Annotated in this window: 22 protein-coding genes; 12 read left to right on the top strand and 10 right to left on the bottom strand. The window is 72.2% G+C overall.

Annotated features, from left to right (window positions below; all coding sequences use genetic code 11):
- Positions 1-126: 126 nt before the first annotated feature.
- The 3 genes from AL2_RS08135 to AL2_RS08125 are packed head-to-tail and all read right to left on the bottom strand — an operon-like array spanning position 127 to position 3,383.
- Entirely contained in the window at positions 127-1,659 is a 1,533-nt protein-coding gene (locus tag AL2_RS08135; protein WP_067631531.1) for a leucyl aminopeptidase, read from the bottom strand.
- 24 nt (positions 1,660-1,683) lie between these two features.
- Positions 1,684-2,442 carry an adenosylcobinamide-GDP ribazoletransferase gene (locus AL2_RS08130; RefSeq protein WP_067631529.1) on the bottom strand — a complete coding sequence of 253 codons (759 nt, stop codon included), beginning with the start codon at positions 2,440-2,442 and terminating at the stop codon, positions 1,684-1,686.
- Entirely contained in the window at positions 2,439-3,383 is a 945-nt protein-coding gene (locus tag AL2_RS08125) for a bifunctional adenosylcobinamide kinase/adenosylcobinamide-phosphate guanylyltransferase (RefSeq protein ID WP_067631527.1), read from the bottom strand. The genes AL2_RS08130 and AL2_RS08125 overlap by 4 nt, the downstream gene beginning before the upstream one ends.
- A gap of 69 nt (positions 3,384-3,452) precedes the next feature.
- On the opposite strand from AL2_RS08125, the gene AL2_RS39710 reads away from it, so the two are divergent.
- Together AL2_RS39710 and AL2_RS08115 are read left to right on the top strand one after the other, a co-directional pair.
- Positions 3,453-4,343: a DsbA family protein gene (locus AL2_RS39710; RefSeq protein WP_157438054.1), complete on the top strand. Its 891-nt coding sequence runs from the start codon at positions 3,453-3,455 to the stop codon at positions 4,341-4,343.
- Positions 4,340-4,588: a hypothetical protein gene (locus tag AL2_RS08115; RefSeq protein ID WP_312032890.1), complete on the top strand. Its 249-nt coding sequence runs from the start codon at positions 4,340-4,342 to the stop codon at positions 4,586-4,588. The genes AL2_RS39710 and AL2_RS08115 overlap by 4 nt, the downstream gene beginning before the upstream one ends.
- Before the next feature lie 62 nt (positions 4,589-4,650).
- On the opposite strand, the gene AL2_RS08110 is transcribed toward AL2_RS08115, so the two are convergent.
- A complete protein-coding gene (locus AL2_RS08110) occupies positions 4,651-5,652 on the bottom strand; it encodes an aldo/keto reductase family protein (RefSeq protein WP_067631521.1) in 1,002 nt (333 codons plus the stop codon).
- A gap of 75 nt (positions 5,653-5,727) precedes the next feature.
- Positions 5,728-6,303: a DUF3043 domain-containing protein gene (locus AL2_RS08105; RefSeq protein ID WP_083946202.1), complete on the bottom strand. Its 576-nt coding sequence runs from the start codon at positions 6,301-6,303 to the stop codon at positions 5,728-5,730.
- A 132-nt stretch (positions 6,304-6,435) separates the two neighbouring features.
- Between AL2_RS08105 and AL2_RS08100 the strand changes: the two genes are divergently transcribed.
- From AL2_RS08100 to pspAB, 4 genes are all read left to right on the top strand, one after another.
- Positions 6,436-7,245, top strand: a complete 810-nt coding sequence (locus AL2_RS08100) for a PspA/IM30 family protein (RefSeq protein ID WP_210748300.1) — start codon at positions 6,436-6,438, stop codon at positions 7,243-7,245.
- Positions 7,242-7,520: a PspA-associated protein PspAA gene (gene pspAA, locus AL2_RS08095; RefSeq protein WP_067631517.1), complete on the top strand. Its 279-nt coding sequence runs from the start codon at positions 7,242-7,244 to the stop codon at positions 7,518-7,520. The genes AL2_RS08100 and pspAA overlap by 4 nt, the downstream gene beginning before the upstream one ends.
- 152 nt (positions 7,521-7,672) lie before the next feature.
- Positions 7,673-8,590, top strand: coding sequence for a zinc metalloprotease HtpX (gene htpX / locus AL2_RS08090; RefSeq protein WP_067631515.1), 918 nt, complete (start codon positions 7,673-7,675; stop codon positions 8,588-8,590).
- A 3-nt stretch (positions 8,591-8,593) separates the two neighbouring features.
- The gene (gene pspAB / locus AL2_RS08085; RefSeq protein ID WP_067631513.1) at positions 8,594-9,163 is read left to right on the top strand and encodes a PspA-associated protein PspAB; all 570 of its coding nucleotides are present in this window, start codon (positions 8,594-8,596) and stop codon (positions 9,161-9,163) included.
- 81 nt (positions 9,164-9,244) lie between these two features.
- Here the strand turns inward: pspAB and nadA are convergent, their stop codons facing one another.
- Entirely contained in the window at positions 9,245-10,399 is a 1,155-nt protein-coding gene (nadA, locus tag AL2_RS08080) for a quinolinate synthase NadA (RefSeq protein WP_067631511.1), read from the bottom strand.
- 234 nt (positions 10,400-10,633) lie between these two features.
- Between nadA and AL2_RS08075 the strand changes: the two genes are divergently transcribed.
- Positions 10,634-10,996, top strand: a complete 363-nt coding sequence (locus AL2_RS08075; RefSeq protein WP_067631508.1) for a HesB/IscA family protein — start codon at positions 10,634-10,636, stop codon at positions 10,994-10,996.
- 202 nt (positions 10,997-11,198) lie between these two features.
- Positions 11,199-12,185 carry a carbohydrate kinase family protein gene (locus AL2_RS08070; RefSeq protein WP_067631506.1) on the top strand — a complete coding sequence of 329 codons (987 nt, stop codon included), beginning with the start codon at positions 11,199-11,201 and terminating at the stop codon, positions 12,183-12,185.
- A gap of 64 nt (positions 12,186-12,249) precedes the next feature.
- Here the strand turns inward: AL2_RS08070 and AL2_RS08065 are convergent, their stop codons facing one another.
- Both AL2_RS08065 and AL2_RS08060 read right to left on the bottom strand, forming a co-directional pair.
- Positions 12,250-12,567 carry a sulfurtransferase TusA family protein gene (locus tag AL2_RS08065; protein WP_083946200.1) on the bottom strand — a complete coding sequence of 106 codons (318 nt, stop codon included), beginning with the start codon at positions 12,565-12,567 and terminating at the stop codon, positions 12,250-12,252.
- Between the two features lie 46 nt (positions 12,568-12,613).
- Positions 12,614-13,801, bottom strand: a complete 1,188-nt coding sequence (locus AL2_RS08060) for a cysteine desulfurase family protein (RefSeq protein ID WP_067632486.1) — start codon at positions 13,799-13,801, stop codon at positions 12,614-12,616.
- Between the two features lie 210 nt (positions 13,802-14,011).
- On the opposite strand from AL2_RS08060, the gene ctaC reads away from it, so the two are divergent.
- The 4 genes from ctaC to AL2_RS08040 all read left to right on the top strand — a co-directional run bounded on the left by ctaC (position 14,012) and on the right by AL2_RS08040 (position 18,269).
- The gene (gene ctaC / locus AL2_RS08055) at positions 14,012-14,755 is read left to right on the top strand and encodes an aa3-type cytochrome oxidase subunit II (RefSeq protein WP_245666435.1); all 744 of its coding nucleotides are present in this window, start codon (positions 14,012-14,014) and stop codon (positions 14,753-14,755) included.
- On the top strand, positions 14,752-16,419 hold the full coding sequence (ctaD, locus tag AL2_RS08050; protein ID WP_067631502.1) for an aa3-type cytochrome oxidase subunit I: 1,668 nt from the start codon (positions 14,752-14,754) through the stop codon (positions 16,417-16,419). Before ctaC ends, ctaD begins: the two co-directional genes overlap by 4 nt.
- A gap of 3 nt (positions 16,420-16,422) precedes the next feature.
- Complete coding sequence (locus AL2_RS08045; protein ID WP_067631500.1) at positions 16,423-16,833, top strand: cytochrome c oxidase subunit 4; 411 nt, start codon at positions 16,423-16,425, stop codon at positions 16,831-16,833.
- 140 nt (positions 16,834-16,973) lie between these two features.
- On the top strand, positions 16,974-18,269 hold the full coding sequence (locus AL2_RS08040) for a L,D-transpeptidase (RefSeq protein WP_245666434.1): 1,296 nt from the start codon (positions 16,974-16,976) through the stop codon (positions 18,267-18,269).
- A gap of 37 nt (positions 18,270-18,306) precedes the next feature.
- Here the strand turns inward: AL2_RS08040 and AL2_RS08035 are convergent, their stop codons facing one another.
- Positions 18,307-19,761 carry a M48 family metallopeptidase gene (locus tag AL2_RS08035; RefSeq protein WP_083946196.1) on the bottom strand — a complete coding sequence of 485 codons (1,455 nt, stop codon included), beginning with the start codon at positions 19,759-19,761 and terminating at the stop codon, positions 18,307-18,309.
- A complete protein-coding gene (locus tag AL2_RS08030; protein WP_067631498.1) occupies positions 19,758-21,047 on the bottom strand; it encodes a hypothetical protein in 1,290 nt (429 codons plus the stop codon). Before AL2_RS08030 ends, AL2_RS08035 begins: the two co-directional genes overlap by 4 nt.
- Positions 21,048-21,066: the final 19 nt, after the last annotated feature.

Below are 21,066 nucleotides of genomic sequence, written 5' to 3'. Positions count from 1 at the left end.
TGTCGTGGCGCCCGCGTCGATCGCGGCGCCCTGGCGCTCAGGGCGGGACGGGGCGCACCGTCACCGGGCCCCCGCCGCCATGAGAAACCTATTCTGTTCTCCCGCCGGTGACAGCGGTGGGGTTCGCTACAGAATTCCCGCGGCGACGTCCTCGGCGATCTGCACCAGGGTGCGGGCCGCGGCGCCGGTGCCGCCCTTCGGCGTGTACCCGTACGGCTCGCCCTTGTTGAACGACGGGCCCGCGATGTCGAGGTGCGCCCACTTGACGCCGTCCGGCACGAACTCCCTCAGGAAGGTTCCGGCGACCAGCATGCCGCCCCACCGCTCGCCGCTGATGTTGGCGATGTCGGCGACCGACGAGTCGAGGCCCTTGCGCAGCTCCGCCGGCAGGGGCATGCCCCAGGACGGTTCGCCCGCGCGCTCGGCCGCCGCCACCACCTTCGCGCGGACGTCGTCGTCGTTGGCCATGACGCCGGCGGTCCGGGTGCCGAGCGCGACGAGCTGCGCGCCGGTCAGCGTGGCGACGTCGACGATCAGGTCGGGGGAGTCCTCGCCGGAGCGGACGAGGGCGTCGGCCAGGACGAGGCGGCCCTCGGCGTCGGTGTTGAGGACCTCGACGGTCTTGCCGCCGTAGATGCGCAGGACGTCGGACGGGCGCTGCGCGGTGCCGCTCGGCATGTTCTCGGCGATCGCGAGGTAGCCGACGACGTTGACCTTCGGGCCGAGCTCGGCGATGGCGGCGAGCGCGCCGAGCACCGCGGCGGCGCCGCCCATGTCGGACTTCATCCAGTCCATCGCGTCGGTGGGCTTCAGGGACAGGCCGCCGGAGTCGAACGTGATGCCCTTGCCGATCAGTACGAGCGTCCGGGACGCCTCGGCGTGGGTGTAGGCGAGCCGGACCAGCCGCGGCGGGTTGACCGACCCCTGCCCGACGCCCGCGATGCCGCCGTAGCCGCCCTCCACGAGCGCCTTCTCGTCCAGCACCTCGATGCCGAGGCCCGCCTCGGCGGCGACCCGGCCGGCCTCGGCGGCCAGGTCCTCGGGCGCCAGGTGCGACGGCGGGGTGTTGACCAGGTCGCGGACGAGCCGCACCGACGCGGCGAGGGTCCGGGCGCGCCCGACGGCGGCCTCCTCGGCGGCGGGCGCGATCAGCCGGATCTCCCCGACCGGGCTCTTGCGGCCGTCGCCGGTGCGGTAGGCGTCGAACGCGTAGGCGCCGAGCAGCGCGCCCAGCGCGACGGCCTCCACGGTCTCGGCCGTGTCGGCGGGCAGCGCGACGGCGGCCCGCGCGGTGCCGGCGAGGGAGCGGACGGCGGCGCCGGCGGCGCGGCGCAGGTCCTCGGCGGAGGGGTCCGCGCCGAGCCCGGCCGCGACGATGACCTTGGCGGTGACGGCGCCGAACGACGGCACCCGGGTGATCTCCCCGGCCTTGCCGGTGGCGCCGAGCGCGGCCAGCGCGTCCGCGAGCCGGCCGTCCATCGCGCGGTCGAGGTCGCCCGCGCCGCCCGCCGGAACGGCGCCCTCCCCGTCCGGGGAGACGCCGATCACGATGGCGTCGACGTCGAGGCTGGCCAGGGCTGCGCTGTCAAGGCTGATGCTCGTCACGTAGCACGATGTTAGTCGTCCCGGTGACCGGTTTCGTCCTTTTGGATCAAGCATTGCCGTCCGGGGACCCCATGGTCATCACGGGCGGGCGGCGAGGACGACCAGCGCGGTCGTGGCGGCCACCTCCACGAGCGCGCCGAGGACGTCGCCGGTGACGCCGCCCAGGCGGCGGACCGCGTGCCGGAGCGTCAGCAGGGCGGCGGCCAGGCCGGCGATCACGGCGGCCGCGGCGTGGACGGCGCCGCCCGGCCCGCCGGCGGCCGCCCCCGCGCCCGCCGCCGCGGCCAGGACGGCCGCCGTGACCAGCAGGGCGGCGCGCGTCGCGACGGTGCCCGCCACCAGGGCGCCCAGCCCGCCCGGACGCGCGGACGGGACGGCCGTGCGGCACGCCCAGGGGAGCGCGAGCCGCCCGGCGGCGGCCGCGACGAGCACCGCGACGGCGGGATGCGGCGCGGAGGCCAGCGCGGCGACCTGCACCAGTAGCGCAAGCAGCAATGTGACGACGCCGAACGGGCCGATGTCGGACCGCTTCATGATGGTCAGGGCCTCGGCGGCGGGGCGGCCGCTGCCGAGACCGTCCGCGAGGTCCGCCAGGCCGTCCAGGTGCAGGGCGCGGGTCAGCGCGGCCGTCGCGGCCACCGCGAGCACCGCCGCCGGGAGGGCGGGCAGGCCGAGCGGGCCGGCCGCGAGCAGCACCAGCGCGGCGCCGCCGCCGGTGATCAGGCCGGTGGCCGGGGCGAGCAGCATCGCGGCCCGCGCGGTGCCCCGGTCGACCCGCGCCGTGCCCGCCGGGACGGCCGTCAGCAGCGTGACGGCCAGCCGCAGACCCTCGATCATCGAAGCTCCGTGACGCGTCCGGCCACGACCAGTGCGGCCTCCTCCGACTCGGCCGCGAGCCGCTGGTTGACCAGGCCGAGCATGTCGCGGAACGCGCGCCCGGACGGCGTCGCGGGCACCAGCGAGAGCCCGACCTCGTCGCTCACCGCGACGACCCGCGCCGCCGTGGCCCGCCATGCGGCGACGAGGGCGTCGATGCGGGGCGCCGCCCGGGACGGGTCGTCCCAGGCGGCGGTCTCGTCCATCGCGGCGGCCAGCCACGTGCCGATGCCGTCCACCAAGACCGCGCCCGTCCCGGACGCCAGCACGTCCGCCAGGTCGGTCGTCTCGGCCGTGCGCCACCACGCCGGACGGCGGAGCCGGTGCGCGGCGACGCGCGCCGTCCATTCGGGGTCGTCGTCACGGACGGGGCCGGTCGCGACGTAGCGGACGTCCGGGCACGCGGCGAGCCGCATTTCCGCCTCGGCGGACTTCCCCGACCGGCTTCCACCGAGGAGCAGAGTGCGGAACGGGCCGTGCGGGGGCCGGTCCCAGAACGCCATGCGGCGCTCCAGTTCCGCCTCGGACGGCAGCCGGTGATCCACGTGCACGGCGCTCACCCGCGTCGCGGACGTCACGGCCCCGGCACGGCGCAGGTAGCCGAGGTGCTCCGGAGAACCCGCGAGGTCGAGCAGGACGGCCGCGTACTCCACTCCCGGCATCGGCTCCGGCCTCGCCTCCGGGCCCGCCGCCACCAGGACGTGTCCGCCGCCGGGGCCGCGCACGTCGTGCCCGCCCGGCACGTCCGTGCGCGGCAGGTCCTCCAGCGGCACGCCGTCCACGAGGGCCGCGAGCGGTCCGTGCCGGACGCCGGCGGCGCGCAGCCGGCCGCAGGACGCGCACCGGCACCCCGGGGCGGGCCAGCCCTGCGCTGCGGCGATGCCGCGGAACTCGATGTTCATGTCGGTCGGAACTCTACGGTTACGCTCCCCCTGGAAGGATCACCACGCCCCAGACAGGAGGAGACCCCGGTGGGCAACCCCCCGAACGCACCCTGGCCCCACCAGCCGGGACCGCCGGGCCACGGCGGTCAGCCGCCCTACGGCCCGCCGCCCGTCCCGCCGGGCGGGGTTCCGCCGGGCGGACCCGCGCCGGGCATGCCCGGCGGCTTCGGCCCGCCGCCGGGACCGCCGCGCAAGGCGGGCGGGGGCCTGGCGCTCGCGCTGATCGGCGGCGGACTCGTCGTCGTGCTGATCGTCGTCGGCGCGGTCGTGCTCGCCCTGCAGAGCGGCGGCGGCGGTGGAGGCGGTGGCGGCGGCGACGCCGGCCTGCGGGTCGGCAAGATCGCCGGTGGCGCGGAGGCCACGCCGCAGGAGGACGGGAGCCTCGTCATGGCCAGGCCGGGCGTCGCCGGGCCCGTCGTCGACATCTACGAGGACTTCGCCTGCCCGCCGTGCGGCGCCTTCGACCGCAAGCACGACCCGATGCTGAAGCAGATGGCGGTCGCCGGACACGCCAAGGTCGTGTTCCACCCGATGCTGATCTTCGGTGCGGGCGTCCAGCCGGCGCACGACAACTCGCTGCGGGCGGCGTCCGCGCTGCGCTGCGTCCGCGACGGCGCCCACTGGCTCTCCTACCAGGACGTCCTGTACGCCCACCAGCCCGCGAGCGAGAGCTCCACCGGCTACACCACGGACCAGCTGCTCGCGTGGGCGGAGCCGCTCGGGCTGACCGACGACGACTTCACGTCGTGCGTCAAGGAGCAGCGCCACGCTGAGAGCGTGCAGAAGGTCAGCCAGGGCTACATAGCGTCCGGCCTCCAGGGCACGCCCAGCGTGCGGATCGACGGGCGCACGCTCGGTTCGTCCGACATCGAGAACCCCGAGGCGCTGCGCCGCGCCATCGAGGCCGCCGCGTCGTGACCGGCCCGCGAGCCGCTAGTCTCACCGCGACGAGGGAGGACGACGCGATGGCGTGGAGCTGGCGTTTGGAGAGGGCCGACGGGCGCACGGTCGGCATGTCGGAGGAGACCTTCTCCACCCAGGCGGACGCGGAGAGCTGGCTGGGGGAGAACTGGCGGGGGCTGCGCGCCGACGAGGTCGACAAGGTCGTCCTGCTGGACGGCGAGACGCTCGTCTACGAGATGAGCCTGCTGGACCCCGAGTGAGGCGGAACCCGGAGTGAGGGCCGCGGGGCGAGGCCGCCCCGCGGCCCTCGTCGGGCGCCGGGTCAGGGGCGCTTGCGCGGGCTGGCGGTCTTGGCCGGGTCGCGGATGACGACCTCGCCGAGGACGTCGTCGATGCGCTTCAGCACGTCGGCGTCCAGCTTCACCCCGGCGGCCTTCACGTTGTCGGCGACCTGCTCGGGACGGGACGCGCCCACGATCGCCGCCGACACGTTCGGGTTCTGCAGCGTCCAGGCGATCGCGAGCTGCGCCATCGACAGCCCGAGGTCGTCCGCGATCGGCCTGAGGTTCTGCACGCGGGTCAGCAGGTCGTCGGTCAGGTAGCGCTTGATCATGTCGGCGCCGCCCTTGTCGTCGGTGGCGCGCGACCCCGCCGGCAGCGGCCGCCCCGGCTTGTACTTGCCGGTCAGCACGCCCTGCGCGATCGGCGACCAGACGATCTGCCCGATGCCCTCGCGCTCGCACAGCGGGACGACCTCCGCCTCGATGACCCGCCACAGCATCGAGTACTGCGGCTGGCTGGAGACGATCCGGTCGAAGCCCATGTCGTCGGCGATCTTGAGGGCGCGCTCGATCTCCTCGGCCCGCCACTCCGAGACGCCGACGTAGAGGACCTTGCCCTGCCGGACGAGGTCGTCGAACGCGCGCATGGTCTCCTCCAGCGGCGTCTCGTAGTCGAACCGGTGGGCCTGGTAGAGGTCCACGTAGTCCGTTCCGAGGCGGCGCAGGGAGCCGTGGATCGACTCGAAGATGTGCTTGCGGGACAGGCCCGAGTCGTTCCTGCCGGGTCCGGTGGGCCAGTAGACCTTGGTGAAGATCTCCAGGCCCTCGCGGCGCTGGTCCCTGAGCGCGCGGCCGAGGACCTCCTCGGCGCGCGTGCCCGCGTAGACGTCCGCGGTGTCGAAGGTGGTGATCCCCTCGTCGAGGGCCGCCCGCACGCACGCGCGCGCCGCGTCCTCCTCGACCTGGGAGCCGTGGGTGAGCCAGTTGCCGTACGCGATCTCGCTGATCTTCAGACCGCTCCGGCCCAGGTTTCGGAACTCCATGCCCCCGACCCTAGCCCGGACATGATCGCCGGACCCACGCCGGAACGTCCGGCGGGGCGTCGGCGGGGCGTCCGGTCAGGCCTTGTCCTTCTCGCCGATCCGCACCTGCGGGTTCGGCACCCGCAGCCGGCGGATCTGCATCGCGCGCATCGCCGCGTAGAGCCCGACGCCCTTGACGTCCTCGTCGGGGTAGCGCTCGGAGGCGAGCCGCTTGATGCCGCGGCTGAGCATGAGGCCCTCGCCGAACACGACGAGGAGCAGCACCGGCGGCGCGAACAGCACCAGCAGCCGGGCCGCCGGGATCGGCAGCATGCTCAGCAGCACCATCGCGAACATCGCGTACATGAGGTACGAGCCCACGGTGCGGCGCGAGTCGACGTAGTTGCGGGCGAGCCGGCGGACCGGGCCCTTGTCCCGCTTGAGCAGGTGCCGCTCATCGCCCTTCGCCATGCCCTGGCGGGCCTTGACGCGCTCCTCCGCGAGCTGGGCCCTTCGCCTCTTGTAGGCGTCCTTGCCGGTGGCCGGGGCGGTGATGGGCTGCCGCCGGCGTTTCTCGGCGTCCCTCCGCTTGGGCGTGGGCCGGCCCTTGCCGCCTGGCTTTACTACCTGAGGAGGATTCGGCGGGGCCTCCGGGGTACGACGCTTGAACACGGGATCAGCCTACCGGCTGCGAACATCGTGACTGCCTCGCGCGTTAACGCGTAGGGTGATAAGAACCCCAGCAGTGGTCATTGAGCCCAGTCCACGACTGAGGCGACAGCACGAAGGGACCGGCGCCGCGCGATGAGCGTGATGAAACGAATGTCGATGATCTTCAAGGCCAAGGCCAACAAGGCCCTGGACCGGGCCGAGGATCCTCGCGAGACCCTCGATTACTCCTACCAGCGTCAGCTGGAGATGCTGCAGAAGGTCCGTCGCGGGGTCGCCGACGTCGCCACCTCGCGCAAGCGCCTCGAGCTGCAGATCAACCAGCTCGAGCAGCAGCAGAGCAAGCTGACGGACCAGGGCAAGAAGGCGCTGCAGGTGGGCCGCGAGGACCTCGCCCGCGAGGCGCTGACCCGCCGGTCCGGGCTGGAGGGCCAGCTGAACGATCTGCGCGGCCAGTACCAGCAGCTGCAGGGCGAGGAGGAGAAGCTCACGCTCGCCTCCCAGCGGCTGCAGGCCAAGGTCGACTCCTTCCGCACCCGCAAGGAGACCATCAAGGCGACCTACACCGCGGCCGAGGCGCAGACCAAGATCAACGAGGCGTTCTCCGGCATCTCCGAGGAGATGGGCGACGTCGGCCTGGCGATCCAGCGCGCCGAGGAGAAGACCGACACGATGAAGGCGCGCGCCGGCGCCATCGACGAGCTGCTGGCCTCCGGCGCCCTGGAGGACTTCTCCGGTCCCAAGGACGACATCCAGGCCGAGCTCGACCGGATGGGCTCCGGTCCCGGCGTCGACCTGGAGCTGGAGCGCCTCAAGGCCGAACTCGGCCAGGGCCCCGCGCCCAAGGAGCTGAACCAGGGCACGCCGAACGCGCAGCCGCAACAGCAGCAGCAGGACACCCCCCAGCAGGCCCCGTGGCCGAACAACCCCGGGGGTGCCCAGTGATCGTCCGCCTGATGGGCGAGGGCCAGCTGGACGTGGCCGAGGAGGACCTGTCCTCCCTCAACGCCCTGGACTCCGAGCTCGAGTCGGCGATCGAGTCGGGCGACGAGACGGCGTTCCGCACCGCGCTGCACACCCTGCTGGAGAACGTCCGGAAGGTGGGCAAGCCGCTTCCGGCCGACAGCCTGGAGCCGTCCGAGCTGATCCTGCCGCCGGCCGACGCGCACATCGACGAGGTGCGCTCCATGCTGGGGGACGAGGGCCTCATCCCGGACTGAACACGGCCGGCGGGGACGCCGGCCGGCGTGACGCCGCGGGGGCCCGGGTGTGCCGTCCGCCATGGACACCGCGTTATTGGACACGCAGGCACAAAACCCGGGTCTCGTGCGTTGATACAAATGAATAAGAGCTAGGACTTGGGGGTGGCCGCATGGCCAGCACGCGCTACGCCTCCGACCGGGGGCTGACGTCGCGGATGCTCGTGACGATGTTCCTGCTGGGGCTGGTGTACGTCGTCTTCGTCGGGGCTTTCTTCGTCTTCGTGCCGCAGTGGGCGTTCGTGGCGCTGGGCGTCGCGGTGGCCTTCCTGCTCGCCCAGTACTTCTTCTCCGACCGGATGACGCTGTTCGCCATGCACGGCCGCGTCGTCTCGCCCGACGAGGCGCCCGAGCTGCACGGCGTCGTCGACCGCATCTGCGCGATGTCGGACGCCCCGAAGCCGAAGGTCGCGATCGCCGACACCGACGTGCCGAACGCGTTCGCCACCGGCCGCAACCAGAAGAAGGCCGTCGTCTGCGTGACGACGGGCCTGCTGCGCCGGCTCGACCCGGTCGAGCTGGAGGGCGTGCTCGCGCACGAGATGGCGCACGTCGCCCACAAGGACGTCGCGGTCATGACGATCGCCTCGTTCCTCGGCATCTGCGCGGGCCTCATCACCCGGTTCGGCCTCCAGTGGGGCCTGTGGGGCGGGTTCGGCCGCCGCAGCAACGACCAGAACACCGGGCTGATCCTGCTCGCCGTCGTCGCGGCCAGCGCACTCGCGTACGCGGTCAGCTTCATGCTCACCCGCGCGCTGTCGCGGTACCGCGAGCTGTCCGCCGACCGCTCCGCGGCGCTGCTGACCGGCCGCCCCTCGGCGCTCGCCAGCGCGCTGACGAAGGTCAGCGGGGAGATCGCGCGGATCCCGACGAACGACCTGCGGTCCGCGCAGGCGTTCAACGCGTTCTTCTTCACCCCGGCGTTCGGCAAGGGCTTCAGCGTCTCCTCGCTGTTCTCCACCCACCCGCCGCTGGACAAGCGGCTCGCCCAGCTCTCGAAGATCTCCGACCAGCTCAGCAGGGGAGTCTGACCGGTGGGTTTCCTCGACACGCTGCTCGGCCGCTCGAAGCCGGTCAAGCCCGACCTCGATCAGATCTTCGGCCTGTCGTCGGCCGCGATCACGCTGGAGGCGGCGACGGGCTTCACGCCGACCGGGCGCGGCTCGGTCTGCTTCCGGGCGGCCGAGGGCGGCGCGTTCGCCCGGCTGCAGGCCGACGTCCAGGAACTCCTGGACGCCGACCAGGGCCCCAAGGTCGAGATCAGCAACGACTCCTACGGCTACACGTGGCTGCTCGCCACGCACCGTCCCGAGGAACTGCCCGACCTGGTCACCGACCTGCACGCGGTGAACTCGACGCTGGAGTCCGGCGGGTTCGGCCCGCACCTGCTGTGCTCGCTGGCGGGCTTCCGCGGCCCGGACGGGCAGCGCCTCGCCCTCGTCTACCTCTACAAGCGCGGCACCTTCTACCCCTTCGCCCCGCTGCCCGGCGACAAGCGCGACAACGCGCTGGAACTCCAGGCGCGCGGCGCGATCGGCGCCGACCTCCCCTTCGAGGAGGACCTCGGCCGCTGGTTCCCCGTCTGGGGCGCCCCCGGCCTCTGATCCGTTCCGGACACGGCCCGATGGTTCCCGGTGTGGGACGCCCCCGGGCCGTGAGGCGTCCGGGCGCGTCCCGCGGAGCCGCTAGGGAAGGGCGAGCATCTGGTCGAGGGCGACGCGGGCGTAGTGCGCGGTCTCCTCGTCCACCTCGATGACGTTCTGGACGTCGCCGGCGGCCAGCGACTCCAGCGACAGGACCAGGTGCGGCAGGTCGATCCGGTTCATCGTCGAGCAGTAGCAGACCGTCTTGTCGAGGAACATGACGTTCTTGTCCGGGTGGGCGTTCGCCAGCCGCTGGACGAGGTTCAGCTCCGTGCCGATCGCCCAGGACGAGCCGGGCTCGGCGGCCTCGAGCGCCTTGATGATGTAGGCGGTGGAGCCGACCTGGTCGGCGGCCGAGACGACCTCGTACCGGCACTCGGGGTGCACGAGGACGTTCACCCCCGGGACGCGCTCGCGGACCTCGTCCACCGCTTCCCTGGTGAACCGGCCGTGCACCGAGCAGTGCCCGCGCCAGAGGATCATCTTGGCGTCGCGCAGCTGCCGCGGCGTGAGACCGCCCTCGCGGCGGTGCGGGCTGTAGACGACGCAGTCGTCCAGCGAGAGGCCCATGTCCAGGACGGCGGTGTTGCGGCCGAGGTGCTGGTCGGGCAGGAACAGGACCTTCTTGCCCTTGCCGTAGGCCCAGTCCAGGGCGCGCTTGGCGTTGGACGAGGTGCACACCGTGCCGCCGTGCCGCCCGACGAACGCCTTGATGTCGGCCGAGGAGTTCATGTACGTGACGGGGACGACGTCGTCGGCGACCCCGGCGTCCTCCAGGACGTCCCAGCAGTCCTCGACCTGGTCGAACGTCGCCATGTCCGCCATCGAGCAGCCGGCGCCGAGGTCGGGCAGGATCACCCGCTGGTGCGCGGCGGTCAGGATGTCGGCCGACTCCGCCATGAAGTGCACGCCGCAGAACACGACGTAGGGCGCCTCGGGGCGGGCCGCGGCCTGCTGGGCCAGCCGGAACGAGTCGCCGGTGACGTCGGCGAACTGGATGACCTCGTCCCGCTGGTAGTGGTGGCCGAGGACGAACACCCGGTCGCCGAGGGATGCCTTGGCGGCGCGGGCGCGCTCCACCAGGGCGGGGTCGGAGGCCGGCGGCAGCTCGCCGGGGCAGTCCACGCCGCGCTCGCTCGCGGGGTCGGCGCCAGTGCCGAGGAGGTGCAGCGGAAGGTCGCTCACCGGGGTGGTCATCGGGAATCTCCCTTCGCGACGGAGGCTTATCGTCGCTTTGACGACTAATGATGGCACATCCTCCGGCCGGCGGCGCTGTGACGTAGAACGCACCGCCCTCCGGCGTTAAACCCGGCCGATAAGCGGAATGGGCCGGTAGCGAGGTACGTTGTCCTACGGGAAGAGGCGTACGACGTCCTCGGACAAGCGACAGTCAGCCGCACCGCGGCGCAGCGAGACCCGGGAGCTGAACACATGACGGTTTCAGGCGAGACCACGCAGGAGACCACGCAGCAGGGCGTCGTCCTGACCGACGCCGCCGCCGAGAAGGCCAAGGGCCTGCTCGAGCAGGAGGGCCGCGACGACCTTGCGCTGCGTGTCGCCGTGCAGCCGGGCGGCTGCTCCGGCCTGATCTACCAGCTCTTCTTCGACGAGCGGGAGATGGACGGTGACCAGATCCAGGACTTCGACGGCCTGTCGGTGCGCGTCGACCGGATGAGCGCCCCCTACCTGGGCGGCGCCACCATCGACTTCGTCGACTCGATCGAGAAGCAGGGCTTCACGATCGACAACCCGAACGCGTCGGGCTCCTGCGCCTGCGGCGACTCCTTCAACTGAGCGTCTTCTCCGGCCGAGCGTTCGCGACGCGAGCCGAGACGAGCGGGACGTCCGGGAGGGGCGGTCCGGGCCACGGGTCCGGGCCGCCCCTCTTCGCAGCCCGCCGGGGCCGGGCGGTGATCTGTGGTGCGATGGGGAAGTAGTCTTTCCGGGTTCGGAAACAGCCGGTGAACAGCCGGACGACGACGAGGAGAGCGACGCCGTGCGCATCGCCGTGACCGGTTCCATTGCGACCGACCATCTGATGACCTTCCCCGGGAGGTTCACCGACCAGCTCCTGCCCGACCAGCTGGACCGGGTGTCGCTGTCCTTCCTGGTGGACGAGCTGGAGATCCGCCGCGGCGGCATCGCCGCGAACATCTGCTTCGGCATGGGCAGCCTCGGCAAGGAGTCGATCCTCGTCGGCTCGGTCGGCGCCGACTTCGCCGACTACCGGTCCTGGCTCGAACGCCACGCGGTCGACACCGTGTCCGTGCACGTGTCGGACATCCACCACACCGCCCGGTTCCTGTGCACGACCGACCAGGACCAGAACCAGATCGCCACCTTCTACGCCGGCGCGATGAGCGAGGCCCGCTCCATCGAGCTGAGGCCGGTCGCCGACCGCGTCGGCGGGCTCGACCTCGTCGTCATCAGCCCGAACGACCCGGACGCGATGCTCCGGCACACCGACGAGTGCCGCACCCGCGGGATCCCGTTCGTCGCGGACCCGTCCCAGCAGCTCGCCCGCATGGGCGGCGCCGAGGTCCGCCGCCTCATCGACGGCGCCGCGTACCTGTTCACGAACGAGTACGAGAAGGCGCTCTGCGAGGAGAAGACCGGCTGGAGCGGCGAGGAGATCCTGTCCCGCGTCGGCGTCCGCGTCACCACCCTCGGCGCCAAGGGCGTCGTCATCGACCGAGCGGGGGAGGAGGGCGTGCACGTCCCCTGCGTCCCCGTCGAGAACGTCGTCGACCCGACCGGCGTCGGCGACGCCTTCCGCGCCGGCTTCCTGTCGGCGACCGCGTGGGGCCTGCCGCTGGAGCGCGCCGCGCAGGTCGGCTGCGCCATCGCCGCGCACGCGCTGGAGGCCGCGGGCCCGCAGGAGTACTCCCTCGCCCGCCAGGCGTTCCTCGACCGGTTCGGCGCCGCCTACGGCTCCGACGCCGTGGCCGAGATCGCCTCGCACATCACCTGCCCGAACCCCTAGCACGACGCAAACAGCACGACGCACACAGGAGGGCCGCGCCACGCGGGCGCGGCCCTCCGGCGTGTCAGTACGTCCGGCGGATGTGGAAGCCCCAGCCGCCCTGCTGGAGGGTCTCCTCCCGGACGAAGTCCTGGGACTTCATGCGGCACCAGGCGGGGACGTCGGTGCGCGCGGCGGGGTCGTCGGCGAGGACGGCGACGACCTGGCCGACGGGCACCTCGCGGATCCGCTCGGCCAGCATGATGATCGGGATGGGGCACTTGCGGCCGAGCGCGTCGATGACGAGCACGGGCGGCGGACCGGCGGCGGGCGCCCCCGCGGGCGGCGGGGCGTCCGGCGGAGCGGGCGCCGTCCCGTTCTTGGCGCGGCCTCGGAACCTCATGGGCGCGACCGCCTCCCTGTCTCGAAGGTCTTCATCGTCCGGCGGGTCATCGTCCGGCCGTCCTCATCGTCTCGCGGAGGCGGGCGACGGCGCCGGGGAGCACGGCGAGGAACCGGTCGACGTCCGCGCTGTCGACGCCACGCGGCAGCGATACCCGGACGTTCCCATGGGTAATCACTCCCATCGCCTCCAGCACGTGACTGGGACGCAGCGTATCCGCCGTGCACGAACTGCCGGACGAAACCGCGAAACCCAGCCGGTCGAGTTCGGTCAGCAGCGCCTCGCCCTCGACGTACAGGCACGAGAACGTCACCAGGTGCGGCAGCCGCCGGACCGGGTCGCCGACCACCTCGACGTCGGGGACGCTCCGCGGCACCTCCGCGCGGATGCGGTCCACCAGCGCCGAGACGCGCGGCGCGTCCGCCGCCATGCCGGCACGGTACGCCTCCAGCGCGGCCGCCGCCGCCGCGATGGCGGGAACGTTCTCGAATCCGGGGACGCGGCGCCCCTCCCGCTCGTCGTCCGGCAGCGGCGAGCGCCACCGGGTGCCCTTCCGGACGGCGAGCACGCCGACGCCGGCGGGGCCGCCCCACTTGTGCGCGCTGCCCGCGAGGAACGACCAGCCGCCGGGGACGTCCGCCCGCCCGAGGGACTGGGCGGCGTCCACGAACAGCGGGACGCGGGCGCCGCGGCAGGCCGCCGCGGCCTCGGCGACGGGCTGGACGGTGCCGACCTCGTGGTTGGCCGACTGCAGGCACGCGAGGGCGGTGTCGGCGCGCAGCGCGGCGGCGAACTCCCCGGGGTCGACGCGGCCCGCGCGGTCGACGCCGACGACGGTCACCTCGCCGCCGTCGCGCTCGTGCCGCTCGGCGGCGTGCAGGACGCTGGAGTGCTCCACGGCGCTCACCACCAGGTGCCGCCCGACCCGCCGGCGCGCCTGGAGCCCCCCGAGGACCGCCAGGTGCACCGCCTGGGTGCCCGACGAGGTGAACGACACCTCGTCCGGACGGGCGCCGAGGACGCCCGCGACACGCGCGCGGGACCGGTCCAGCAGCAGCCGCGTGGCGCGCGCCGCCCCGTACAGCCGCGCGGGATCGGCCCAGCCGGCGTCCAGCGCCTCCAGCAGCGCCGCGCGCCCCGCGGGATGCGGCGGCTCGGTGGAGGCGGCGTCGAAGTAGGCGGTGTCGGCGTAGGCGCTGTCGCGGCGGGACGCACCGGAACGGGCGCCCGCCATGCTCGGATCGGCCACGGTGAAACACTAACCGGGCACCCGATCGGGGGTCCTCGCGACCCTCGCGCTAGGGTGTCCACCACACGTGTAAACAGTGATCTCACCGCCCGGCCGACCGGGCTTCATCCGTGGGGAAGGCATTCCGTGAGTCCGACCCGCTCTAGGGAGCGGCGTACGCCTGTGCGCAGTCGCCGCGCATTGAAAAGCGCCGGTGTGTTTGGGCTGCTGGCACTGGCCGCCACTGGTTGCAGTGGTTCCAGGCTGGGCCTGCCCGAGCCGATCAGCGTCCAAGGCGAGCGCATGCTGCACCTGTGGCAGGGCTCCTGGATCGCGGCGTTCGCGGTCGGGGGCGTCGTCTGGGGCCTGATCATCTGGGCGGTGCTGTTCCACCGCAAGCGCTCCGACGACCTGCCGCCGCAGGTCCGCTACAACATGCCGATCGAGATCCTCTATACGGCGGTCCCGTTCGTCATCATCGCCGTCCTGTTCTACTTCACCGCCCGCGACGAGAACTTCGTCGAGAAGACCACCGACAATCCCGCGGTGGTCGTCGACGTGACCGCGTTCCAGTGGAGCTGGCAGTTCGACTACAAGGAGAACGGGCAGACCGTCGCGTCCGTGACCGGCGTCCCCGTGAACCCGAACGGCCCGGGCCTCGGCAAGCCCGTCATGACGATCCCGTCCGGCAAGACCGTCCGGGTGAGGCTGCACTCCAACGACGTCATCCACTCGTTCTGGGTCCCCGCGCTGATCTACAAGAAGGACGTCATGCCGGGGTACGTCAACGAGTTCGAGTTCACGGCGACCAAGCTCGGCACCTATGAGGGCCGGTGCGCCGAACTCTGCGGCGTCGACCACAGCCGGATGCTGTTCCAGCTGAAGGTCGTGACACCGGAGCAGTACCAGAAGTTCATCGCAGATTCGAAGCAAGCACTGGCCGCGGGAGGTGGGAAGTGACCGCTACGAGTCATGCCCCGAGCGCGCCGATCACCGCGCCGCGGACGAGCAAGGGGCGCATCATCGCCTCGTGGATGTCGTCCACCGACCACAAGGTGATCGGCTACCTCTACCTGATCACCTCGTTCTTCATGTTCCTGTTCGGCGGCGTGCTGGCCGTGATCATCCGCTCGGAGCTGTTCCGGCCGGGGCTGCAGATCGTCAGCAACGAGCAGTTCAACCAGCTGTTCACCATGCATGGCACGATCATGCTGCTGATGTTCGCGACGCCGCTGTTCGCGGGCTTCACCAACGTCATCATGCCGCTGCAGATCGGCGCGCCGGACGTGGCGTTCCCGCGGATGAACATGCTCGCGTACTGGCTGTTCCTGTTCGGCAGCCTGATCGCCCTGTCGGGCTTCCTGACGCCGGGCGGAGCGGCGAGCTTCGGCTGGTTCGCCTACGCCCCGCTGTCGGACGCGGTGCGCTCGCCCGGCGTCGGCGGCGACCTTTGGGTGATGGGCCTGGCCATGTCGGGCTTCGGCACCATCATGGGCGCGGTCAACTTCATCACCACGATCCTGTGCATGCGCGCCCCCGGCATGACGATGTTCCGGATGCCGATCTTCACCTGGAACGTCCTGCTGACCTCCATCCTGGTGCTGCTGGCCTTCCCGCCGCTGGCCGCGGCGCTGCTGGCCCTGGAGGCCGACCGCAAGCTCGGCGCGCACATCTTCGACGCCTCGCACGGCGGCGCGCTGCTGTGGCAGCACCTGTTCTGGTTCTTCGGGCATCCGGAGGTCTACATCATCGCCTTGCCCTTCTTCGGCATCGTGACGGAGATCCTCCCGGTGTTCAGCCGCAAACCGGTCTTCGGCTATATCGGGCTGGTCTTCGCCACCATCAGCATCGCGGGCCTGTCCGTCACCGTGTGGGCACACCACATGTTCGTCACCGGCCAGGTGCTCCTGCCGTTCTTCTCCTTCATGTCGATGCTCATCGCGGTGCCGACGGGCATCAAGTTCTTCAACTGGGTGGGGACGATCTGGCGAGGGCAGTTGACCTTCGAGGCTCCGATGCTGTGGTCCCTGGGCTTCCTGGTGACGTTCCTGTTCGGCGGCCTGACCGGCGTCATGCTGGCGTCGCCGCCGCTGGACTTCCAGCTGTCGGACACCTACTTCGTGGTGGCGCACTTCCACTACGTCGTCTTCGGCACCGTGGTGTTCGCGATGTTCGCGGGCTTCTACTTCTGGTGGCCCAAGTTCACCGGCAAGATGCTGAACGACCGGCTCGGCCACATCCACTTCTGGATGCTGTTCATCGGCTTCCACGGCACGTTCCTCATCCAGCACTGGCTGGGCGTCGCGGGCATGCCGCGCCGGTACGCCGACTACGCGGCCGAGTTCCAAGGGCTGAACGAGATCTCCACGATCTTCTCGTTCGTGCTCGCCGCCTCGATGCTGCCGTTCTTCTACAACGTCTACATCACGTGGAAGAAGGGCAAGAAGGTCGAGGTCGACGACCCGTGGGGCTACGGCAACTCGCTGGAGTGGGCGACGTCGTGCCCGCCGCCGCGGCACAACTTCAACTCGATCCCGAAGATCCGTTCCGAGCGGCCGGCGTTCGACCTGCACCACCCGTACGCGGGTGCGAAGGGCGAGCTCGCCGGGGCGAAGGGGGAGTAGCCGATGCGCGTCCAGGCGTTCATGTTCTACGGGACCGCGGTCTTCTTCCTCGCCACCGACATCGTGTACTGGCTCTGGTCCAACGACTGGACGGGCACGTCGGTGCTCGGGCTGGGCGTCGGCCTCGCCGGGCTCATCGGGTTCTACGTCCACTTCACGGTGCGCCGCCTCGAGCGCGCGAACGCGGGCCCGCTGTACGAGGACGACCCCGAGGGCGAGATCGCGGACGCGGCCGGTGAGCTGGGCTTCTTCAGCCCGCACAGCTGGTGGCCGCTGTTCGTCGGGCTGTCGGCCGCGGCCGTGGCGCTCGGCGTCGTGTTCGGCTGGTGGCTGGTCATCTTCGGCGCCTTCTGCGCGATCCTGACCACCATCGGTCTGGTCTTCGAGTACTACCGGGGTCATTTCGCCCACTAGTCGGTAAAAGAACCCCACCGAGGGCCGGTGTCCGCTTTTCAGCGGGTACCGGCCCTTTCACATACTGGGCGCCGTTCCAGCCACCGGGCTGGGCAGGCGGACCGATCGCCCAGGAGGACGACCGGGGGGTCCACATGCGGGTGGGTGGCTCAGGACCGGGGTACCGGCGGAGACCGGGGTACCGGGGACGGCGCGCCGCCGCCGTGCTCGTCGGCGCGAGCGTGGTGGCCGCGGTCGCGGCCTGCTCGGGCGGCGAGCCGGAGGCCGCGGACGCCGTGCGGCTCGCGGTGTCGCCGGCGGGCGGCGGCGGGAAGCTGAGGCCGGACGGCCAGATCGATGTCCGGGCGGGCAGCGGCACGATCGAGAACGTCACGGTGTCGACGAAGGACGGCGAGGTCGAGGGGGACCTCAGCGCCGACCGGACGCAGTGGCGGTCGCGCTGGTCGCTGGAGCCGGGGGAGACGTACACGGTCGCCGCGACCGGGCTCGGCAAGGACGGCAGGACCCGGACGGTCTCCAGCCGCTTCACCACGGCCGAGGTCGCGAAGACGAACGACGTGACGATCGATGCGCCGTACAACAAGGAGACGGTCGGCGTGGGGATCCCGATCGTCATGAACTTCGAGCGCCCGGTGAAGGACCGGGCGGCGGTCGAGCGGGGGCTGGAGGTCACGGCGGACAGGACCGTGGAGGGCGCCTGGCACTGGTTCGGCGACCAGCAGGTCGTGTTCCGGACGAAGCAGTACTGGCCCGTGCACACGAACGTGAGGTTCCGGGCGCACCTGAGCGGGGTGCGCACCGGCGGGGACGTGTACGGCGGCAAGAACTACGCCGTCGACTTCAAGATCGGCGACTCGCACGTCTCCACGGCGGGCGAGGACAGCCACAAGATGGTGGTGATGGTCAACGGCAAGAAGGCCCGCACCATCCCGACCAGCATGGGCAAGGGCGGCGAGCGCAGGTACACGACCACCAACGGGGTCCACGTGACGATGTCCAAGGAGGACCCCACCACCATGACGTCCGAGTGGATGGGCATCAGCCCCGGAAGTCCGGGCGGCTACAGCCTGACCGTGTACAAGTCCGTGCGGATCTCCAACAGCGGCGAGTACGTGCACAGCGCGCCGTGGTCCGTGGGCGACCAGGGGCACGAGAACGTCAGCCACGGCTGCATCAACATCAGCCCGTCCAACGCGAAGTGGTTCTACAAGCTCAGCAACCGGGGCGACATCGTCAAGGTCACCGGCAGCAGCCGGGAACTGGAGCCGGACAACGGCTGGGGCTTCTGGCAGCTCGGCTGGAGCGACTGGGTGAAGGGCAGCGCACTGAAGCGGTCGGTGACGACCGCGCCGCACCTGGACGCGGCGACGCTGTCCGCGCAGGGCGAGGGCGCGAAGCCCAGAGCACCGGAGAAGCAGGGCGCCGAGGGGAACTGAGGGATCGTCCCGCCGCCGCGTCCGGCCGGCAGTACGGCTAGCGGAGCGGCGGCGGGACCTCGACGCGGTTCATGCGGGCCCAGTCGCGGGCCATCGCGATCCTGTCCGGTCCGGAGGGGTGCGTCATCCAGAGGATGTACTCGACGGCGTCGGGGCTCAGGTCGGAGATGTTGCGCACCGACAGCTCGTGCTGCATGGAGACGAACGTCGACGGGTCGCGGGTGAGGTTCAGCGCGTGCGCGTCGGCGCGGGCCTCGATGCGGCGGCTGACGAGGTTCTGGACGGGCGCGGCGAGCTGCGTCCCGATGGCCACGAGCGCGAGCAGCAGCGCGATGGTGCGCGGGTCCGCCGCTCCGCGCCCGCCGGGCGCCTCCCCCGGCGCGCCGCCGGGGTCGACTCCCGCGCGCCGCAGGAGGCGTGGAGAGGTCATCAGGAGGTACAGCAGGCACAGCGCCCCGGCGATGCCCAGCGCACCCACCAGCGTGCCCCACAGGACGTCGTCGCGCTTGGCGTGGCCGAGCTCGTGCCCGACGATCGACTCGATCCGCGGCCGCGGCGACTTCAGCAGGGTGTCGTAGAGGACGATCCGGCGCGTGGAGCCGAACCCGGACACGTAGGCGTTGAGCGACGTCGTCCGGCGGGAGGCGTCCGCGACGAGGACGTCCTTGACGGGCACGCCGTCCCGTTGCGCCATCGCGAGGAGGTCGCTGCGCAGCTGCCCCTGCCGCAGCGAGTGGAAGTCGTTGAACACCGGCTCGACCGCGACCGGGTAGAGGAACGACACGAAGACGACGAGGACGAACCCGCCGGCGGCGGCGCCCGTCCACCAGTAGCGCGGGAAGCGGCGGATGAGGGCGTAGAGGAGCAGCAGGGCGATCGTGGAGATGACCCAGGTGACGCCGAGCGACTTCAGCTGGTCGGTGAGCCACGCGGGCCGGCTCTGCGTGGACAGCCCGTACCGGTGCAGCACCGACTCGCTCCAGATGCCGAACGGGAGCCCGGCGAGGCGCAGCACCGTCGTCAGCGCGACCGCGGCGACGGCGATCCGGAGGGGGCGGCGGCGGGTGCGGGCGGTGATCCGGCCGATGAAGCGGGCGCCGAGCGGGGTGAGGCCGAGGACGAGGATCACCGCGAGGCCCGTTAGGAGACCGGCGTAGGCCGGCGGGTTGACGGCCGAGTCGAACGCCCTCGAACGGGCGATCTCGGCGGGGGCGAAGTCGAGCACGGGATCGGCCCGCACGTGGCCGCCGGGCACGTGTCCCGGCAGCGGGTGCCACGGGGTGGTCAGCGCGAGGACGGCCGCCACGGCGGCGAACAGCACGGCGGCGGCGACGGCGGCGGCGATGCGGGGCCGCCGCGTCCGCGCGGTGCCGGACGATCCGCCGGGCGAGGGCTCGGCCGGGTCTCCGGCGGCATTTGCTTCGGCGGCACGTCTTTCGGCTGCACGGTCTTCGTTCACGTCGTGGCCCTCGTCCGCCTCCGTCTCGCTCATGAGAGTTCCTTCTGCACGTAGTCGCGCCACAGGGTGGTGAAGCGGTCCCGGGTGAGGCCCAGCACGTCGCGCAGCGCGGTGGCCTCCGGGACGCGCCCGGCGGCCCGGTACAGCCGCACGAGCGTCGCCTCACCGTACCGGTCGGCGACCATCCGGCAGGCGAGCCAGGCCTCCTGGTAGGCCTGGGAGAGGCGCGGGGAGCCGCCAGCGAAGTCGCCGGCCGCCGGCAGCGCGGCCGGGGCCCGTCCCGCGGCGACCTCGCGGCGCAGTTCGCCGGCCGCCGACCGGACGCCGATCTCGACGCGCCGGTACCCGACGTAGTCGGCGAAGCCCTCGATGAGCCACAGCGGCGTCCGCCGGTCGCGGGCGCCGCCGGTGGCGACGTGGGTCAGCTCGTGGGTGAGGACGACGTCGCGGCCGAGTCTGTTGAGGCGGCCGAAGGTGCCGGGGGAGACGATGACGCGGTCCTCGCCGCGTCCGGTGCCCGCCGAGGGCGCGACGGTCGCGAGCGCGGCGATCTCGGCGAGGCTCTGGCCGGGGCCGGCGAGCGCGGAGGCGAGGGCCGTGTCGGCGGGGACGAGCGCGACGACCCGCTGCGCCCACCCCTTGCCGACGACGCTCGTGACGACGGGCACGGCCGCGTCCAGGCGCTTGGTGATGCCTTCGAGGCCGGTGGTGTCGCCTATGACGAGGCTGGCACGGCCCTTCACCACGGTCAGGGGGCCGCCGTCCCAGATGCAGCCGTCGTCGGTGAACCCGTGGGACGCCCCGTCCCCGACGACCGTCCAGGCGCCGGAACTGGGAGCGAGGGTGAGGTAGCGGGTGCGGGCCACGTAGCCCTTGTCGAAGCCCCGCAGCCTGTAGCGCATCTCGGTGCGGACGACCGCGCCCTTCCCGTCCATGGCCTGGGTGCCGACGATGCGCTCCTGCCAGCCCTCCAGCGGAAGCCTGCGGAGGTTGTCGAACATGCGGGACTGGACGTCCTGGAACGCCCGGGGCGCGTTGCCGACCGTGGCGAGGAAGGCCGTGCGGTCGCCGTCCCGCACGGCCCGCGCGCGGTTGGCGAGGACGGGGCCGGCGGCCTCGGGCGCGAAGGCCCCGGCCGCCTCGGAGGGGTCGCCGCGGGACGCGCCGGCCCGGGACGTCCCGCCGCCCGGCCGCGCGCCGAGGAGCCCGGCGCCGCCCGCCAGCAGCACGGCGGCCCCGCCCGCGCCGAGGGCGAGAGCCCTGCGCCGCGTCACGGGGCCGTCGTGCTCCGGGCCGTCGTGCTCCGGACCGTCTGCCATGGCCGCGATCCTATGCAGC

Source organism: Actinomadura latina NBRC 106108 (genome assembly GCF_001552195.1).
GTDB classification, from domain to species: domain Bacteria; phylum Actinomycetota; class Actinomycetes; order Streptosporangiales; family Streptosporangiaceae; genus Spirillospora; species Spirillospora latina.
Note: the sequence above shows the minus strand (reverse complement) of the source record. Positions and strands in the feature narration are given on the sequence as shown.

Excerpts from the sequence above, each read along its gene's own strand:
- AL2_RS08045 (WP_067631500.1), top strand. The coding sequence starts at position 16,423 with ATGCGCGTCCAGGCGTTCATGTTCTACGGGACCGCGGTCTTCTTCCTC.
- AL2_RS08030 (WP_067631498.1), bottom strand. The coding sequence starts at position 21,047 with ATGGCAGACGGTCCGGAGCACGACGGCCCGGAGCACGACGGCCCCGTG.
- htpX (WP_067631515.1), top strand. The coding sequence starts at position 7,673 with ATGGCCAGCACGCGCTACGCCTCCGACCGGGGGCTGACGTCGCGGATG.
- AL2_RS08100 (WP_210748300.1), top strand. The coding sequence starts at position 6,436 with ATGAGCGTGATGAAACGAATGTCGATGATCTTCAAGGCCAAGGCCAAC.
- nadA (WP_067631511.1), bottom strand. The coding sequence starts at position 10,399 with ATGACCACCCCGGTGAGCGACCTTCCGCTGCACCTCCTCGGCACTGGC.
- AL2_RS08130 (WP_067631529.1), bottom strand. The coding sequence starts at position 2,442 with ATGATCGAGGGTCTGCGGCTGGCCGTCACGCTGCTGACGGCCGTCCCG.
- AL2_RS08065 (WP_083946200.1), bottom strand. The coding sequence starts at position 12,567 with ATGAGGTTCCGAGGCCGCGCCAAGAACGGGACGGCGCCCGCTCCGCCG.
- AL2_RS08110 (WP_067631521.1), bottom strand. The coding sequence starts at position 5,652 with ATGGAGTTCCGAAACCTGGGCCGGAGCGGTCTGAAGATCAGCGAGATC.
- AL2_RS08135 (WP_067631531.1), bottom strand. The coding sequence starts at position 1,659 with ATGCTTGATCCAAAAGGACGAAACCGGTCACCGGGACGACTAACATCG.
- AL2_RS08125 (WP_067631527.1), bottom strand. The coding sequence starts at position 3,383 with ATGAACATCGAGTTCCGCGGCATCGCCGCAGCGCAGGGCTGGCCCGCC.
- AL2_RS08075 (WP_067631508.1), top strand. The coding sequence starts at position 10,634 with ATGACGGTTTCAGGCGAGACCACGCAGGAGACCACGCAGCAGGGCGTC.
- AL2_RS08035 (WP_083946196.1), bottom strand. The coding sequence starts at position 19,761 with ATGAGCGAGACGGAGGCGGACGAGGGCCACGACGTGAACGAAGACCGT.
- AL2_RS08060 (WP_067632486.1), bottom strand. The coding sequence starts at position 13,801 with ATGGCGGGCGCCCGTTCCGGTGCGTCCCGCCGCGACAGCGCCTACGCC.